The following is a 16,461-nucleotide window of genomic DNA, read 5'->3' on the forward strand; positions in this document are numbered from 1 at the left end:
CTAGTCTATGCAAAAAAGGGCGGGTCTTTATTACTTTTTAAGGAGGGAGCGCTTTCAGGTAGCGCAAGTGAAAATGCTTTGAACTTCGGTAGGGCGCGGCTAGACACCTGCGCTTCAGGAAGAACGACATCCACACGGAAACCAAATACAATTTGATGCGAAACGAACCAACACAGCGCGCAATCATCTGCAAGCGCATGTTGCTCAGCAGCGTGTGATGGGCAGGTATGATGCGTGGTGTCATGCGTATACTGCAAGCTGCTCGCCGACAATAAGCCCGCGACACTAAATAGTAGCCATACCTGCAATAATACTTTTTTCAACATGCGTAGCGCAAAGGTAACACAAATGCAACAGCATTGCAAATTTATATCCTCCTTAAATTGCGCTGGAATGTCAGGAACGTGGATGGTACTGTGTAATAACTGACTGCAAATAGTCTTTATCAATATGCGTATAAATTTCCGTCGTGGTGATGCTTTCGTGCCCCAGCATATCTTGAACGGCCCGTAAATCTGCACCACCTTCCACTAAATGGGAGGCAAAGGAGTGTCGGAAAGTGTGCGGACTGATGGTCTTCGTCAACCCGATACTTTTTGCCAAATCCTTGATGATCAAAAATACCATAACGCGCGTTAGTTGTGCTCCACGACGATTCAGAAAAACGATATCTTCATGCCCCGGTTTAGCGGGCGATAGCGGCCTCACTTCATTCAAATAAATCTTTAGGTATTTGATCGCTTGATTCCCGACAGGAATGAGTCGCTCCTTATTGCCTTTCCCCTCAACCTTGATAAATTCTACATCCAGATACAGGTTTGAGATCTTTAATCCAACCAATTCGGAAACACGCAATCCGCATCCATAAAGTACTTCCAAAATGGTTTTATTGCGCATACCTTCGTTTGTAGACAGGTCAATGGCTCCAATCAGCGCGTCGATTTCCTGAACATTAAGCACGCTGGGAATTTTCCTGCTTAACCGCGGCGATTCTAACAGCTCCGCCGGGTTTGTCGACCAATCGTATTCAATTTGCAGAAAAGCAAAAAAAGTTTTCAATCCAGACAACAATCGAGCTTGTGTATACGGTGAGATATTAAAATCATTGATAAAAATCAAAAACTGTTGTATAGTCCGTCTGTCAACCTGCTCCAAGCTCTTCTTCACATATGCACAATATGCCTCCAGCTTATGTACATCATTGAGATAAGCCTCTACCGAATTGTTTGATAGATTACGTTCCAACTGTAGGTAACGTTTAAAATCCTTCTTGACGTCTTCCCATATCATCATGCAATTATAGGCAATATTTGGCTAATATGTTTGTACGAGGTTTCCGAGATCAGCATGTAAGACGCAGGTGTTTCGAAAACAAATAAGACTTAAGCCGGGGAAACTTAAGTCTTATACCATCAATCCAATAGTGACCCATTAACGAATCAGCATTGATTAATTTTGTAGCCGATTGTGCCAGCACAACATGTAAGCATTCGAAACATTTAATGCGTACTGGCGGTAAGTTGGCTTTCTAACAGCAAATCATTTGATTTCTTTTTCCATGTCAATGTGAATGAGACAGCACAATGATCTGAAAGGGATTGTCCGGTTCGATTGGAGAATCGCTGTTTTTCTATTTTATACGAGCGCGGTGTAAATTCTATTTGATTATTATTTCTAAAGAAGATCTTGTCGATACTTTCGCAACTATCCGTGAGTGCTAGTTTTTCCTGAGGCGTGAAGTTGTCGTTTATGTTCGGCATTACTCCGCCGTTCCAAGTATCCAACCAAGCATCCTTCACATGTGTAGCTTTCGTAAAGTCTGGCAGATTGTCCCAATTAGCACTGTAATGTGCATTAAAATCACCCATAACCAACAACGCCTGTCCCACGGAGTATGTATTGATATATGTTGATAGTTGTTTTATATTTTTCCGCCGGGCGGAAGCTGCTGCTAGGTCATCTTGCGATGTTGCATGCACATTGTAAACATCTACAGTCACATCCTTTGCTAACTGGATTCGCGCAACGGAAAACCCTTTCGCTGCAAGACAATCTGTGCCATGGCAGTCTTTCCAAGCGATACGCTTCGTAAACACTATAGGATATTTTGATAAGGTATTTAATCCGTCCCCGTATGGAATAGCTGTTTTTTCCTCCGTACGATAGGCATGCCGGTTACCACCGTCGTATAACTCGCGGTGGTAGTGAAAATCTTCCTGGACGTTGACGATATCAAACGAGTTAATCTTTTGGCCAATCTCTTTCATACTTGCTGCGCGAGGGCTCTTTGCCGCGGATATCACTTCCGGCAGGCCAGCAACATTGTACGTGAGTACTGCTAATTCGCCTTCTTCAGCGGCGCTCGAAAAAGAAACGTGAGGATAGATGTGCCGACTTTCGCTGAATGTGATCTGATTGAATCTCGTTAAGTATATCCAACAACTAAAAAGGAGAAACGCAGAAATTGCCGTTAACCACTTTTTTTGATTTTGCCACACAACATATAAATCCATACAGGTAGAGTCGATGATGCTGATTCAAAACTAAGGAGCATATGTTACCTCTTCATAAATTCAAGATGAATCTTTTATAGTGGAATTATTTATTTGATGTAAACAAGCGATAAAAATTCATAAATCATTAACAATCAGTCATTATTTAGGAAACATAGGTTACCTATTTTCGTAAAAATAACGAAACCTGATTATATGGTAAAAGTAGCATTCTTTGCAGAGATACTGATTGAAGAGTTTGACGGCGCCTCACGCACCATGTTCCAGATCATAAACAGAATTGATCAATCACGCTTCTCGTACCTCTTCGTGTACGGAAAAGGTCCCGATCAAATGGCGGGGCATGCTTCGCTTAAAATTCCGACGATCAATACGGGCGTGAATAAAGATTATTGCCTGACGATGCCCATGTTGGTAAAAGAACAACTCAAGCAGGAACTAGACGCTTTTCAGCCTGACGTGATCCATATTGCCACCCCTTCACTGCTCGGCTTTTTCGCATCACGCTATGCACGCCAGCGAAACATACCCGTTATTAGCATTTATCATACAAATTTCATTTCCTATATACCTTATTATTTTCGGAAAGTGCCAGCCTTGATTAGACCTATCGAGCGCTGGATGATTTCAGCGACCAGAAAATTTTATAATAGCTGCGAGAGTGTGTACGTACCCTCGCAATCAATGATCAGGCAACTGGAACATTTCGGCGTGGAGGCCGAAAAGCTTAACCTGTGGCAACGCGGTATTGATCTGAACTTATTTAACCCAAATAAAAGAGATCGAACTTACGTTACCTCGATTACGGGAAATGACAAGCCAAACATACTTTTTGCCAGCCGCCTGGTGTGGGAGAAAAACGTCCAAACATTGATCGAAATTTATCAGCGGCTGCAGCGTAGGAATTTGGCACATAACTTAATCATCGCAGGTGATGGCGCAGCCCGGGAAGATATGCAAAGGCAGATGCCAAATGCACACTTCCTTGGAAAATTAGATCACGAAGAACTGGCAAAACTATACGCTTCTTGTGACGCATTTGTATTTACATCTACTTCGGAGACTTATGGAAACGTTATCATAGAAGCAATGGCTTCTGGTCTGCCCTGTGTAATTGCCGATGGCGGGGGCAGCGCAGATCTTATTCGTCATCGCCATACCGGCTATAAATGCTTGCCTAAATCGCCCGAGGATTATCTTATCCACCTGTCTTTATTGCTTAAGGATACCGAGCTTCATCAAGTCATCAGCAACGCGGCTTTAGCGCAGGTCCAGGAATTGGATTGGGAAAATCTTGTGGAACGTTATTTTGAAGACATTAAAGCATTGGCCGGCTCCGCTAGCCGCAATTTACTATGGACAGCTTGCTAAGGCGTAAAAAATGGCTAAAGCCACTTATCGTTGCTACCATCCTCGTACCTTTGACGATTTTTATTCTGCAGACGGATTTTAAATTGGTATGGCAAGAAATGTACAAAATCGGCTTTCGTTTTATCTTTCTCTTAGTCTCGACATTCATCGCTTACTTTCTTGCGACTGTCGCTTGGTGGATATGCTTGGGTAGCGAGCGAAAAAAGATCAGCCTGAAACAGTTATTTATTATTCGGCAGATTGGTGAGACGGTAGGCTTGTATAATCCATCAAGCGTTGTGGGCGGTGATTTATTAAAAGATGAGCTACTAAGACCTTACGACATAGCCCGGGGGCAATCCTCTTCCTCTATAGTGGTCTCTAGAATCACGATTGTACTTTCCCAATTGCTTCTTTTTATGATTGCCGCATCTTGGCTGGTATTGTATTCACACAATGCAACGCCCTCCTACATTGCACAAGGTATTTGGGCACTGGTTATCAGCCTTCTTGTAATAAAAACTGCTTTTTTTTACCTACTACATACCACATTGAAAATAAACGCAGACGTTATTGAACCATCTTTCTGGAGAAGACTGTATCAACAAATTCGGACACTCATTCACCAATCACAGCAATTTTATCAGCAGCAGCCTAAAGCTTTCTGGGTATCGTACCTCTTCTCGTTGCTGCACTGGCTGGTAGGTAGTTTAGAATTTTTCCTCATTCTTCTGTTTTTAGGTTATGATGTACAAATGATGCATGGCGTTTTGCTGGATATGGGTGTCATTATCGTAAAAAGTCTAGGTGCTTTTATTCCGGGACAGCTTGGCGTGGAAGAGTTAGGAAATAAATTGGTACTGACCGCCATTGGCATCCAAGCCACCTCGATATGGTTAACGGTTTCAATCTTGCGACGGTCAAGACAGCTATTTTGGCTTTTAATGGGGATGATCTTCTACGGGTTCGCTAAAAAAACACGCTCTTTAACTTTAGTATGATATGGAAGTGTTATTTGTAAGCCACAAGTATCCGCCAGCTACCGGCGGTATGGAGAAGCAAAGCTATGAACTTATTAACGGCATGCGCAACTGTGCGAAGGTGCATTACATTGTTCATACGGGTGAGGAGAGTTATTTCCATTTCTTCAGGAAGCTGAATGATCGGATATTGAAGGCTATACACAGCCATCCGAGGATATCTTTAATACACTTCAATGATGGTCTGATTGCTGCACTCAGCCTATGGCACAGCGGCTATCGACATATCAAGCGCGTGGTTACGGTGCATGGTCTAGACGTCGTCTTTCCGCTAGCCTTGTACCAGCGTTTTGTCCTTCCACGCTTTAATAATTTCGATCATATTATCGCCGTTAGCGAAGCCACAGCGAATGCCATAATCGCTCGTGGTGTCGCGAAGAACAAAGTTTCTGTCGTTTTGAACGGTATCGACCACGAACTTTCAACAGCACCCTGCCTCCAAAAGTGGGATGCTTTCTTAGATCAGTACCAACTACCGCGAGAGAAAAAAATGCTCGTGCTGCTGGGGCGCCCCGTGAAGCGGAAAGGCTTTTCCTGGTTTATCCGTGAGGTATTGCCCCAACTGCCGGCTGATGTCATGCTTCTTCTCGCCGGCCCCTTTCAGAGCGAGCCTACGAAAACTGAAAAATGGCTAGACAAACTCCCGAAGCGTTGGCGACATTTGATCATGTTATTCCTCGGCTTTCCATCCGATCAAGCAGAAATTCGAAGTTTACTTCAACAAAGTAACCACGCACAGCGCATGCGTCATTTAGGTAAATTACCTTTAGACGACCTCAAAATTTTGCTGACGCATGCGCAAGCCTTCCTCATGCCCAACATAAAAATCAAGGGAGATATGGAGGGTTTTGGCCTCGTTTGCTTGGAAGCCAGCATGTGCGGCACACTGGTTCTCGCTTCAAATATTGAAGGAATCACAGACGCCATCTTGGACAGCAAAAACGGTCTTCACGTTCAGCATGAAGATGCAGCTGCATGGACCACCGCTATCGAAAACGTCTTATCCGAAGAAGAAGACTATACAAATAGAAAAAAAGCGTATAGCGCTTTTACAGTTTCACATTTTGGATGGGATAAGATGGTGAAAGGCTACGCCCTACTTTTCCAATCAATTATCAATAGCTGATTCATCGGAGTGAAGCCCTGTTGAGGAAAGCAAATTTACCTTTCCAATAAACGGATGCTCATCGATGGTTTCAAGGGCATCAGCGATTGCGTAACAAACCTGAAATGAAGAATGAAGGTCTTCTTCGAATTGGCTAAGCTTATCTTCTTTTACTTTTTCAAAGATCCAAATGGGCTCAAGTGGATTTGAATTATGTTGGGTGACAATGGCGGTGTATCCTTTGCTCTGCGCATCTTCTAGCACCTCTTTTGTAACTTTTACTAATTCCATAGTTTACTAATATACGGAATAATTCTTTAATGACTCCGTTTTTATCTGGTAAAATACTGCCACAAGACGTTAATTCGACGATTTTGAACGTGGTTGAAGTTCCGATTTATTCGTCGATGAGGCGACTTATTAAACAGGAGAAATAGCCGGTATTTGATAAAGCTTAGGAAGATAGCCTGGCTATTCCAGAGTGGTGCAGATCCGTTTGTATAAACGCACAATTTCGTCAGACACTAATTGCGGCTCGTCATAAAAAACATGATGTTGTGCATGATCTACAAAGACATACCTACGATCTTTTCCGCTACCCGCAAATTGTTTCAAGCCGGCGATGAACATGTCTCGGTCGGCACCTTCAAACGGCGTTTGTCCAGATCCGATAATCGTAAGTGGTATATTTATTGAACGCGAAACTTGTCGCATAATAGAACTTGTATGCTCATAATTTAATACCAAATGGTAGAATCCAAGACTTTCCGCTTTGATCACATCAAGATCTTTCAAAAACAGCGCTTTTGTTTGTCTCGCTCGTTCTTCCGTCATAAAGTAAGGCGTAACAACGTCGATAAATATCGCCGCCTTGACGGGGTACTTGTTGTTGTTTATAAACTTCATGGCATAATTACCCCCCAAGGAATGCGCTACGAATACACACGGTCCCTCAAATCCCAATGTTGATAAAAGCATTTCTAAATCGTGCACTTCTTGCGGCAGGTTTACATTGGATGTATCGATTCCACTTTTTCCAAATCCTGCGCGATCGTAGGTTATTAGTGGTGCTGCAATATCTTTCCGTAGTAGATGGAGCAATTCATTCCAAACGGACGCATCGTTGCCAGCTCCCGATTCGAAAATGATTGGCATTCCTGTTCCAATCATTATGTTAACATGCAATTGGTGCTTGCCGACAGAAATCATCCTACTTTGGGATTGCCCAAAGCCCATTATAGAGAAGAGTAACGAGACAGCATAAATAAGCAATCGACAAAAGTTCATTCGATAAAGGTAGTCAATCGACGCGAAACGGATATAAAATATATCAAGAACTATACAAATAACGTATCGCTATCTGTAACCCGTATAACCAGTTTCGGAGATTTTGAAAGATGAGTCGTCTACCGATGATAGAATGATTAGATGAAATATATATAATAAATTGCTGCAATGCCCCCACATTACTTTTGAAAGGCCCAATCGTATATCTTGTGCAATTCGAAAAACTCCTTGTCAGGTACAGGATAGCCATCGCGGAAATGACCCAGCAAAAGCTTGTCTCCATTTTTATCTTGTATAAGCGCTAGTGTACAATGCTTGTTGCTATTGTGGTACAGGGCTACGCCTACAATTTTTCCTTCGTAGGCCACTAACCAATAAGAGGCTTTATAAAGACCGTCCATCACGCTAGTGGTCAATATAGGCTCCCCTGTTTTTACCAATTCCATTCTATCCATCGCTGCATTTTTATAGATTGTCACAAACTATAGCGGTGCTAAAAACGGCCGTTACAGTTACGTTCTTCTATTAACGCTTATCAGGAGAATTTGGATTCGTATATTTTTTTTAATTCCTCAATATCGCTGTAGTTGATGGGATAGTTGTCCGCGCAGTAGGCTAAAGTCATTTTTAAACCGTCAATATCGCGAACCATGGCTACGGTACAATCTTCGTTGCCATCGTGAAAAAGCCCCACCCCTGTGATTTGGTCGGTGTGTGCTACCATAAAATAGTTGGCTACATACGAACTATTTGGTGGATGCACGGTTAATATTGCTTCGCCAACTCTCTTTAAACTCTTCCTCTCCATTTAAAATCGTGGATTTATCGAACGCAAATATCGGATAATATAAGCTGAAGTTATAATGAAAATCTTTTCAAGCAATCGATTGCGTAAAAATTTGTAGATTTTATTCGGCATGAAACTAAAACAACGGCTCCTCCCCCTAGCATTCGATAAATGCTCTGTTGAGAATCCCCTTCCAATAAATCGTCTTTAATCATTTAAATAACTGTCTAAATTCCAACGGTGTTTGACTAGTTTTGCTTTTAAATAATTTACTAAATGACTGTGGATGTTCAAATCCTAGAGCGTAAGCTATTTCGCTTATAGACAGGTCAGTGCTACTTAATTGCTCCTTAGCACAATCAATGAGCTTGTTTTGGATATGCTGCTGTGTACTTTGCTGCGTGTGCAAGCGTAAAAGCGTACCTAGATAATTGGGCGATATATTTAGTCGTTCGGCGATTTCAGTGACTGTTGGAATACCGCCTGCTATTGAAGTGCCATTCTTAAAATAATCAGTAAGCACCTGTTCGAAACGTTCCAACAATTCAAAGTTGGATTTTCTTCGGGTTAAAAACTGTCGCTCGTAAAAACGTTCGGAATAGATCAAGAGCATATCAAGTTGTGCAATGATAAGTTCCTGACTAAATTTGTCCATGTTCGATTGGTATTCTTTTTCAATATTAAGAAGAATCTCAACGATTATATTTTCTTCTCTATCTGACAGAAAAAGTGCTTCGTTAACTGCATACTGGAAAAAGTCATAAGACTTGATCTTTTTCGCCAATACCGTACTCCAAAGAAAGTCTGGGTGAATGAGCAACAACCAGCCTGTTGGCTCGACAACCATATTGAGGTCGATTTCCAATTTCAAAAACTGGGCCGGCGCAATGAAAGAGAGAATGCCCGAATTAAAATCATATTGCTGCTGGCCGTAGTTAAATTTGCCATGAACATTCCGCTTCAGCCCGATCGTATAAAAATTCTGCACCCACTTCACATTGGTCTCATCAAAGGGATAGGCTACCTTACTGTAATCAATTACGCTAATCAACGGGTGTTCTGGATTAGGTAAGTTACAGAATGCATGAAATTCAGCGATCGAATTAAGGCGGAATGTTTTCTTCATGCGTACTAAATTAGTTTTTTTGCTTATACAAAATCATACCTCCATGATACAAAATTCCGTCTTTAAATTCCCCATCTGCGACAAAGCCCGTGTCATCTTTGTAGTCGATATGGTTGCCCGACACCTTAAAGCTTCCTTGATAGGCACTTTCACGGCTTCCGCGCGCTTCATCGTAACGATTGGTCGGTAAAAGTTGGTGCCTAATTTGGCCGTCGGCAGTTACCCACATACCGATGTAGGCTTTGGTTTCTTCTATTGTTTTATTTAAGTCCATTATTCTAGTTTTAAATTTCCGCAAAATCACTTTAAGAGGCTATAGGTATTAAAATGCCGTAGATAGCGTATAGCTTTTCCATTGTTCCACGTCTCGGGTCATCCGCTCCATTTTGTCTTTTAGCATCCCATAAGCATCCTCGCCTAGCAATAGATGTACTGGAGGGTTTTCTTTCTGACTAACCGCGATTAATACATCCGCCGCCTTCTCCGGATCATTTGGCTGATTGCCCCCAATGCTGTCCAAATGCGATCTTTCAGACTGCCGTGCAGCTTCATACTCCGGTAGCGGTAAAGCGGGCGTTCGCACAGAACCTTTTGAAAGAAACTCCGTGCGGAAATAGCCCGGATAAACCACGGTAGCGCTAATGCCAAATGCCTTTGCTTCTTCGGCTAACGCTTCGGTAAATCCTGCTACAGCAAATTTGCTGGAGCAGTAAATGCCCCATCCGGGGAATCCGCCAAAAAATCCACCCACTGAAGAGATATTAAAGATCTTACCCGATCGTTGCGCTCTTAAATAAGACATTACGTGTCGGATCACGTTCAACGTTCCAAAAACATTTACATCGAAATTTTCTCTTGCTTCCTCGTCACTTAGCTCTTCCAGTGTGCCTATTTGCCCATAGCCAGCATTATTCACCACAACATCGATGTTGCCAAAATGTGCGATCGTTTTTTCAACAGCTGCTTTCACATCGTTGTTATCGATAAGGTTTACTTCAAGCGGTAAAAACGTTTCAGAACGTGCTCCCAAGTTATCGATCAATGATGGCGCGCTCCGTGATGTAGCGGCAACGCGATAACCATTTTCCAGCAATTTCTTCACCAGCGTTAGTCCCAAACCTTTAGATGCTCCAGTAACTAACCATACTTTTTTTGTTTCCATTTTTTTAAAGTTTATAGATGTTTAAAATGATGTAACAAAATTGCAGTAACGCGCGGTTTCTAATGTAGCCAAATCATTAAATTACGTAACCATATCATGGATTTAGGAGGAGTGATCCGCTTTACGTATCATAACCTCTTCACATACTTTAAAAACATGACACATCACTTGGAGGGTAAATCGCAATAGTTATTTAGGTACTATTTTCGAATAGTTTTAGCTCTCTTTTATGTTTTTGTATCTTTTCCGCTCTAGGTACTTCGAAGGACATTCACGTATAGGCGAAGTCCATACATCTCTAATACGGTAAGCCGTAATGTTTATCATGAAGTAGTAAATATGTTTGCAAAAAATTAATTTAATATGTACAAACTATTATTCAATGGATTATTGATTTTATCGCTTAGCGCTTGCAAAAGTTATAAATACGGCGTTGAAGAATCTACGGAAAAAAGTAACCTCACCATAGGTGCCGTCAAAAGCAAAATTGTCAAAAACGAAACAACGCAGGAAGAGATTCTCAAACTATTTGGAACACCAAATCTTGTATCAAAAAACAAATCAAACCGCGAGGTATGGAGCTACAACAAAATGTCTGTCGAGAATAGAGCAGGATCAACTGATTTCTTTTCAGGACAACGAGCTAGCCAAAGTACAAGTAGTAAATCTTTCGATTTTATCATTACATTCGATGAAGAGGATATAGTTAAAGATTACTCAGTCGTTTCCACAGCTTATTAACCTAAAATAATATACTAACATGCAGAAATTAATTACACTCCTTTGCGCTATAGCGCTATTAAGTTCTTGTGCTACACAAATGATCACCAAATCACCGGCAGAAGTCAAGATGATGACAACTAAACAATTTGAGTCTGATCAAGATTTGGTGTTTAAGTCCGTTATCAGTTTACTTCAATCGGAAAGCTATATCGTCGATCGAGCCGACATAGGCGTTGGGCTGATAAATGCGAGCAAACGTCTAGAAAATAGGAATGCTAATATGCAGCGTGCTTTATGGGGAACTTCTAAAGATGCTAATACGTCTAAAGCTATGTTCTACGTGGAGGGGATAAATGACGCCGTAACAGAAGTAAAAATTACCTTATACGAGGGCGCGGAGTCAAGCCGTAATGGATACTGGGGGCAAGTCAATAAGGATACGAAAGAGCAAATGATTTATGAATCACCAGTTTATCAAGCTTGGTTCCAGAACCTGCAGGCAGAGATTGAACGCCGAAAAGCATTAAGATAATATTCTTAGCAACAAAAGCAGCCAAAAAAAGCTGCCTTTGTTGTTTATATTTACTATCTGACTACCAATTTGGGTAAATTTATACTATCGTTCTGATCTATAACATGTGATAAAATAGCTTAAGCCTTTATTCATCTGCGCTTATTAAAAATATTGGTCGCTATTAATGATCACGGTGCTGCAGGAGATAGTTTTTAGGGGAAACACCAAATTTTTCCTTAAAACAGGTACTGAAATATTTAGGGTTGTTAAAGCCCACACTGTAAGCGACCTCCGAGATGTTTGAATTGCCTTGGTCCAGCATGATCTTTGATTTCTCCAATCGCATATCGCGCACAAATTCGACAGGAGCTAGATTTGTAAGGCTCTTAAACTTTTTATAAAACGTATTTCTTCCTAAGTTCAGGGCATCAGCAAGACTATCAATGTTCAGCTCGGGATCGAGCATTTTTTCCTCTACTAACGCAATAACCTGTTTTAAAAAGTCGCGGTCGTGGTCGGTGATCTTTGCATGATCCTGGCTTATCAAGAGGTCTCTTTGCTTCACCATGCGCTTAAACAAATGTTGCCGACTACGAAGTAGGTTACGGATAGAAACCAGCAAAAATTCAAGATGGAAAGGCTTCGTGATGTAGAGATCAGCGCCCAGATTCAAACTGGAAATTTGCGTATCCATACCATGCTTTGCGGTAAGCAAAATTACTGGGATATGGCTGGTACGATCGTCTGCTCGAAGTACTTTCAGGAGTGCAATACCATCCATTACAGGCATCATCAAATCACTTAGGATAAGCTCCGGAAGCTGTTCGGTAGCCATAGTAAATGCATCTTTCCCATTTTCAGCTTTTGCCACCCTGTAGTGTTTACTCAATTCAGACTCCAGATACGTACGCAATTCCATATTGTCTTCCACAAGCAACAGCAGCGGCCTTTCTTCGGGCATATCGACGGAAAGTTGCCCCAAATTCACAATAGGTGTATCCACCAATAAGGACGTTTTTTTAACGAAAAAGTCGTTTGATACAAGTTCTTCCTCTACACGTTCTAAAGGAAGAGTAAAACGGACCTCCAGCCCGGCATGCACTAGATTTCTGGCCCGAACGGTGCCCCCGTGCAAGGTGATCAGCTCCTTAACGAAATGTAGACCAATCCCTGATTTTTTGCCCGTATAGGTATCAGAGGATCCTATATAAAACAGTTCAAAAATCGCGTCTAATTCTTCGTCCGATACACCCGGCCCATCGTCCATAACAGCGATTTCCAGGGCTTGTCCATTCGTACTAACTTCAACTAATATCTTTACAACGCTGTTAGCTTTCGTATATTTAATCGCGTTAGACAATAGGTTGTACAGTATAATTTCCACACTATCTTTATCTACATGCAGCACAACTTCCTTTTCTGGGATGCTAACTTCCAGATTAACGGCTTTTTCTCTGGCGAGCAGCTCGAATCCGCTGACTACCTGCATCAGCATAGCATTAGTAGCTACAGCGGTTCTGTTCAATCTGTATTTCCCCTCCTGCACCTGTCTAAGGCTTAAAAGCTGGTCAACGAAATGCTGCATCCGTTGCGCATTCCTTGTGATCAATTCTACATACTGCCGCTGATCTCCGTCCAACGCAGAATTTGTTGCCAGTCGCTCTGCGGGACTTAGTATCAACGTCAGCGGCGTCCGAAGCTCGTGAGAGACATTGGTAAAAAATTGCATCTTTAGCTCACCGAGTTTTTTCTGTAATGCCACCTTTTGCTTCAATAGCCATATGGATTTTACAGCATGACGTATAAAAAAGAACAGGGTTGCGGCTAGTGCAAAGTAAAGCGCGTAGGCCCACCAAGTAGCCCACCAAGGCGAAGCGACAATAATTGTCAGCCGTCGAAATGGCATACTGGAATAGAAGTTGTCATCTGCCCTGATTTCAAACGTATATTCTCCGGGTTTGAGGTTGGTAAATGTAGCTCTATTTAGGCTTCCATTCTGCTGCCACAACGTATCCAAGCCCAATAGCCGATAACTGAAATAGTGTTGTGTACTTTGATAGTCGGTTATAGCAAAGTCTATGCTGAGGTTATTTTCGTTATGCGCCAAATAAAGCTGATCAAGGTATTGAATATCATGGTATTCCTGTGCATCAGCTACATTTCTCTCTTCACTATTCACCAACAGTTTGGTAAAAACGACGTTAGGCGCCTCCCGCCTAGCAATTAGATCTTTTGACTTAAATTGTAACACCCCGCTGCGCGTACCCCAAAAAATATCCTTCGTTGGCGAGCTACACACCACCTTTTCCGAAAACGCCGCGCTACGCAGTCCAACACTACTTTCCAAGTTGAAAAATCGATCTATTTTGCTATCATAGTTCACCAGACCACCTTCTGTCGCCAGCCATAGTACACCCGTGTCGTCCGCAATGCCGCTGGTAATATACCCGTTTTGCAGTCCCTGTTGCACGCCGTAGTTGGTGAACTTAAATTTCCCGAAAGGCTTGCCCTCAAATTTGGTAAGCCCTGCGCCAGAGGTACAGAGGTAGATCCGACCGTTTAAGTCGCTAAAAATATGCTGAATATCATTATCACCAAGCACAACATCGGCTGGCGGATTGTCATAAAAGTAGCGGCATACCCCCTCACTATTTCGTACTACAACGCCTTCAGTTGTTGCCATCCAAAGATTATCTTCGCCATCTAGCATAATATGCCGGATCTTACTGAAAGTGCGGTATCCCTTAGGCAAGTTTTTCCAATTTACTTTTCTCACCTTTACAGTCCCGAACGCCTGCTCCAGTTTAAAAAGACCATTATCAAAAGTCCCAATCCAAATATTCTGATGGCGATCTATCGCCATACTGTAAATTTGCAACGCCGATAGAGCCTTGTTTAAGGCAGAAAAATGTTCGAGTCTATAACCGTTGCCTTCCACGCGAGCAGCAAATAAGCCTGCGCCTTTGGTACCGATCCATATGGTGCCCTCCCCGCCCTCCAGCAGGCTATACACGCCACCAGACTCGGCTAGCCTGCGGTCGTGGAAAGCCGCTGTAAACTGCCCCGATCCGTTACGGATATAGATATTACCGTTCTTTGTTCCTGTCCATAGCCGTCCTTTGGAATCGTTTAAGATGCTGCGGACCTCATCATACAAGAATCGGTTATCGTTAAGTGCAAGGTTATGGTATGTAAACTTTGTGTTCGGAAAAACTAACTTGACCAATCCCCTTTCCTCGGAGGTAAACCATACCGTACCACCATTGTCGTAAAAGAGATGACTGTTGTACTGCGGTAGATCTAGTCGAGTGGATTCGAGTTCCTCGGTAGAAAATTTAACGGCACGGCTTTCCACGTCATAATAGCAAAATCCGCCACCGCGCATACTAATCCATACCCTATTATTGACGTCCTCGAAGCAGAAAAAAGGAACGACTATGTTTCGTTCGACATATTTAGGAGTAAAGACCGTCGTTCTGCTATTACTGCGTTCAAAATAAAGAACTCCAAAACCGCGATCGATCCACAAGTTGCCCTTTGAATCTTCAAACAATCCTAAGAGGGACCTTTCATGGCTGAGCAAGCGATTACTTTTGCCATTAGTAAGATCTATATTAAATAGATCTCCGTTTGTGCAGGTCACGTATAGGCTCGTTCCATAGCGGGAAAACAGTAAAGCACTTATTTTACTAGGAGAAAGCACCAGCTCCTGTGCGTTTCTGCTTCCGTTTGGATACAGAAGGATCTTATTAGCTCCAGCCACAAAAGCTTGCCCCCAAGCCCCTTGCGCGGCTATGGTCACTGCTTCCTCCATCCGCGAGGACGTCATGTTTTCAGTCTTCCACCGATCATCGCTCCACTGCGCGGAATAGATTCCTCGACCGGTTCCAATCCATGCCTTACCAGCCTTGTCAAGCTGTACGATGTGTATTTCATCAGAAGGAATGCCTGTGCCTGAAGGGTGTGCCTGGCTTAAATGATGAACTTTGACTGCGTTGTTTTCGAAGTTGCATACGATAACGCCGTTTTGTTCCGTGGCTAGCCATACACGTCCGTGCTTGACTTGGTAGATCTTCGTGATAGCGACGTTTTTTCCAAGAACCCGATTAATCTCGCTACTAAGTGAATAGAACGTTTCCGTTTTCTTGTTAAACCAGTAAGCCTGCTTATCATACGTTACCATCCAAAGTACATGATGCTTATCTCTGCTATCGGCAATTTGAACCACGCGCCGGTTTGCGGGAAAAACACCTTTTTCCGATGTAAAAGACTCAAAGGTTTTGAACGTATTTCCATCAAAACGATTGATGCCATTCCAAGTGCCGAACCACATAAAGCCGTCGTCATCCTTAAGAATACTGGATATTGCACGATGAGAGGCACCTTGATCGCCAGTGTATGAGGTAATCTCTACGATCTCCTGACTTAGGACGACACAAAACCGGAAAGTCATTATTAATCCCAATAGGAAGTACCTGAATACCATCTGCAGATTTACGTTTAGTTTGTTAGCGCTATTGTAGAGAGACAATATATGCTTTTTTTTTATTTTGGGCATCCTGTACCCACACGGCACTGTTAATACAGGATGAAGTCCCCAATAACGCCACATTCTTAATAGCTCCGTTTCGAAATTTCCAGCGCCTGCGCTGCTTTCTTTCGACCCGCTGTCATCATATTTTCGTAAGAAATCTTCGCTGGCGTAAAATGCTATTTAAAACACGCTGTCTGCAGGTCAAGAAATTAAGAGGCGTACATACAATGCACATTACTCGTTATAAAATCAATCACTTTTATAGTTGCCAGATAGACGTAATAATGGGGAGGCGCGTTGTCGCCCCCCCTCATCACAGA

The 16,461-nt window shown here is 42.5% G+C and carries 16 protein-coding genes; 5 read left to right on the forward strand and 11 right to left on the reverse strand.

The genetic code is table 11. The features are described 5' to 3' along the window. Positions 1–5: 5 nt before the first annotated feature. The 3 genes from DI53_RS00770 to DI53_RS00780 form a co-directional block, all read right to left on the reverse strand. Positions 6–326 (reverse strand): hypothetical protein, encoded by a 321-nt coding sequence (locus DI53_RS00770; protein WP_037494278.1) that lies wholly within the window; start codon positions 324–326, stop codon positions 6–8. A gap of 70 nt (positions 327–396) precedes the next feature. Continuing rightward, on the reverse strand, positions 397–1,290 hold the full coding sequence (xerD, locus tag DI53_RS00775) for a site-specific tyrosine recombinase XerD (protein WP_037494279.1): 894 nt from the start codon (positions 1,288–1,290) through the stop codon (positions 397–399). Between the two features lie 209 nt (positions 1,291–1,499). Further along, positions 1,500–2,513: an endonuclease/exonuclease/phosphatase family protein gene (locus DI53_RS00780; RefSeq protein WP_052071913.1), complete on the reverse strand. Its 1,014-nt coding sequence runs from the start codon at positions 2,511–2,513 to the stop codon at positions 1,500–1,502. A gap of 195 nt (positions 2,514–2,708) precedes the next feature. Between DI53_RS00780 and DI53_RS00785 the strand changes: the two genes are divergently transcribed. Genes DI53_RS00785 through DI53_RS00795 form a run of 3 tightly spaced genes read left to right on the forward strand, consistent with a single transcriptional unit; the run spans position 2,709 to position 6,029 of the window. Further along, positions 2,709–3,884 carry a glycosyltransferase family 4 protein gene (locus DI53_RS00785; protein ID WP_037494282.1) on the forward strand — a complete coding sequence of 392 codons (1,176 nt, stop codon included), beginning with the start codon at positions 2,709–2,711 and terminating at the stop codon, positions 3,882–3,884. Then, positions 3,869–4,864: a flippase-like domain-containing protein gene (locus tag DI53_RS00790; RefSeq protein WP_052071915.1), complete on the forward strand. Its 996-nt coding sequence runs from the start codon at positions 3,869–3,871 to the stop codon at positions 4,862–4,864. Before DI53_RS00785 ends, DI53_RS00790 begins: the two co-directional genes overlap by 16 nt. A gap of 1 nt (position 4,865) precedes the next feature. After that, the gene (locus tag DI53_RS00795; protein WP_037494283.1) at positions 4,866–6,029 is read left to right on the forward strand and encodes a glycosyltransferase family 4 protein; all 1,164 of its coding nucleotides are present in this window, start codon (positions 4,866–4,868) and stop codon (positions 6,027–6,029) included. On the opposite strand, the gene DI53_RS00800 is transcribed toward DI53_RS00795, so the two are convergent. The 7 genes from DI53_RS00800 to DI53_RS00830 all read right to left on the reverse strand — a co-directional run bounded on the left by DI53_RS00800 (position 6,012) and on the right by DI53_RS00830 (position 10,370). Then, positions 6,012–6,299 (reverse strand): hypothetical protein, encoded by a 288-nt coding sequence (locus DI53_RS00800; protein WP_037494284.1) that lies wholly within the window; start codon positions 6,297–6,299, stop codon positions 6,012–6,014. The two genes, DI53_RS00795 and DI53_RS00800, sit on opposite strands and share 18 nt — an antisense overlap. Positions 6,300–6,479: 180 nt before the next feature. Continuing rightward, complete coding sequence (locus DI53_RS00805) at positions 6,480–7,178, reverse strand: alpha/beta fold hydrolase (protein ID WP_157836740.1); 699 nt, start codon at positions 7,176–7,178, stop codon at positions 6,480–6,482. A 296-nt stretch (positions 7,179–7,474) separates the two neighbouring features. Continuing rightward, on the reverse strand, positions 7,475–7,750 hold the full coding sequence (locus tag DI53_RS00810) for a hypothetical protein (RefSeq protein ID WP_037494286.1): 276 nt from the start codon (positions 7,748–7,750) through the stop codon (positions 7,475–7,477). An 80-nt stretch (positions 7,751–7,830) separates the two neighbouring features. After that, a complete protein-coding gene (locus DI53_RS00815) occupies positions 7,831–8,103 on the reverse strand; it encodes a hypothetical protein (RefSeq protein ID WP_037494288.1) in 273 nt (90 codons plus the stop codon). Positions 8,104–8,293: 190 nt separating this feature from the next. Then, positions 8,294–9,208 (reverse strand): helix-turn-helix domain-containing protein, encoded by a 915-nt coding sequence (locus DI53_RS00820; protein ID WP_037494290.1) that lies wholly within the window; start codon positions 9,206–9,208, stop codon positions 8,294–8,296. Between the two features lie 10 nt (positions 9,209–9,218). Next, positions 9,219–9,482, reverse strand: a complete 264-nt coding sequence (locus DI53_RS00825; protein WP_037494292.1) for an Atu4866 domain-containing protein — start codon at positions 9,480–9,482, stop codon at positions 9,219–9,221. A 48-nt stretch (positions 9,483–9,530) separates the two neighbouring features. Next, the gene (locus tag DI53_RS00830; protein ID WP_037494294.1) at positions 9,531–10,370 is read right to left on the reverse strand and encodes an SDR family oxidoreductase; all 840 of its coding nucleotides are present in this window, start codon (positions 10,368–10,370) and stop codon (positions 9,531–9,533) included. A 363-nt stretch (positions 10,371–10,733) separates the two neighbouring features. Here DI53_RS00830 and DI53_RS00835 point away from each other — a divergent pair, with 363 nt between their 5' ends. Further along, the gene (locus DI53_RS00835) at positions 10,734–11,111 is read left to right on the forward strand and encodes a hypothetical protein (RefSeq protein WP_037494296.1); all 378 of its coding nucleotides are present in this window, start codon (positions 10,734–10,736) and stop codon (positions 11,109–11,111) included. Positions 11,112–11,130: 19 nt separating this feature from the next. Beyond that, entirely contained in the window at positions 11,131–11,625 is a 495-nt protein-coding gene (locus DI53_RS00840; RefSeq protein WP_131555129.1) for a hypothetical protein, read from the forward strand. A 163-nt stretch (positions 11,626–11,788) separates the two neighbouring features. On the opposite strand, the gene DI53_RS00845 is transcribed toward DI53_RS00840, so the two are convergent. Further along, complete coding sequence (locus tag DI53_RS00845) at positions 11,789–16,093, reverse strand: hybrid sensor histidine kinase/response regulator transcription factor (protein WP_169741984.1); 4,305 nt, start codon at positions 16,091–16,093, stop codon at positions 11,789–11,791. Positions 16,094–16,461: the final 368 nt, after the last annotated feature.

Origin of the sequence: Sphingobacterium deserti (genome assembly GCF_000757725.1) — a bacterium.
In the GTDB taxonomy this organism is placed as follows: domain Bacteria; phylum Bacteroidota; class Bacteroidia; order Sphingobacteriales; family Sphingobacteriaceae; genus Sphingobacterium; species Sphingobacterium deserti.

What these genes read in the sequence shown, in the direction of transcription:
- DI53_RS00785 (WP_037494282.1), top strand. Translation starts at nt 2,709, where the DNA reads ATGGTAAAAGTAGCATTCTTTGCAGAGATACTGATTGAAGAGTTTGAC.
- DI53_RS00805 (WP_157836740.1), bottom strand. Translation starts at nt 7,178, where the DNA reads ATGATTGGAACAGGAATGCCAATCATTTTCGAATCGGGAGCTGGCAAC.
- DI53_RS00795 (WP_037494283.1), top strand. Translation starts at nt 4,866, where the DNA reads ATGGAAGTGTTATTTGTAAGCCACAAGTATCCGCCAGCTACCGGCGGT.
- DI53_RS00800 (WP_037494284.1), bottom strand. Translation starts at nt 6,299, where the DNA reads ATGGAATTAGTAAAAGTTACAAAAGAGGTGCTAGAAGATGCGCAGAGC.
- xerD (WP_037494279.1), bottom strand. Translation starts at nt 1,290, where the DNA reads ATGATATGGGAAGACGTCAAGAAGGATTTTAAACGTTACCTACAGTTG.
- DI53_RS00780 (WP_052071913.1), bottom strand. Translation starts at nt 2,513, where the DNA reads ATGGATTTATATGTTGTGTGGCAAAATCAAAAAAAGTGGTTAACGGCA.
- DI53_RS00830 (WP_037494294.1), bottom strand. Translation starts at nt 10,370, where the DNA reads ATGGAAACAAAAAAAGTATGGTTAGTTACTGGAGCATCTAAAGGTTTG.
- DI53_RS00845 (WP_169741984.1), bottom strand. Translation starts at nt 16,093, where the DNA reads ATGGTATTCAGGTACTTCCTATTGGGATTAATAATGACTTTCCGGTTT.
- DI53_RS00820 (WP_037494290.1), bottom strand. Translation starts at nt 9,208, where the DNA reads ATGAAGAAAACATTCCGCCTTAATTCGATCGCTGAATTTCATGCATTC.
- DI53_RS00810 (WP_037494286.1), bottom strand. Translation starts at nt 7,750, where the DNA reads ATGGATAGAATGGAATTGGTAAAAACAGGGGAGCCTATATTGACCACT.
- DI53_RS00815 (WP_037494288.1), bottom strand. Translation starts at nt 8,103, where the DNA reads ATGGAGAGGAAGAGTTTAAAGAGAGTTGGCGAAGCAATATTAACCGTG.
- DI53_RS00840 (WP_131555129.1), top strand. Translation starts at nt 11,131, where the DNA reads ATGCAGAAATTAATTACACTCCTTTGCGCTATAGCGCTATTAAGTTCT.
- DI53_RS00790 (WP_052071915.1), top strand. Translation starts at nt 3,869, where the DNA reads ATGGACAGCTTGCTAAGGCGTAAAAAATGGCTAAAGCCACTTATCGTT.
- DI53_RS00835 (WP_037494296.1), top strand. Translation starts at nt 10,734, where the DNA reads ATGTACAAACTATTATTCAATGGATTATTGATTTTATCGCTTAGCGCT.
- DI53_RS00770 (WP_037494278.1), bottom strand. Translation starts at nt 326, where the DNA reads ATGTTGAAAAAAGTATTATTGCAGGTATGGCTACTATTTAGTGTCGCG.
- DI53_RS00825 (WP_037494292.1), bottom strand. Translation starts at nt 9,482, where the DNA reads ATGGACTTAAATAAAACAATAGAAGAAACCAAAGCCTACATCGGTATG.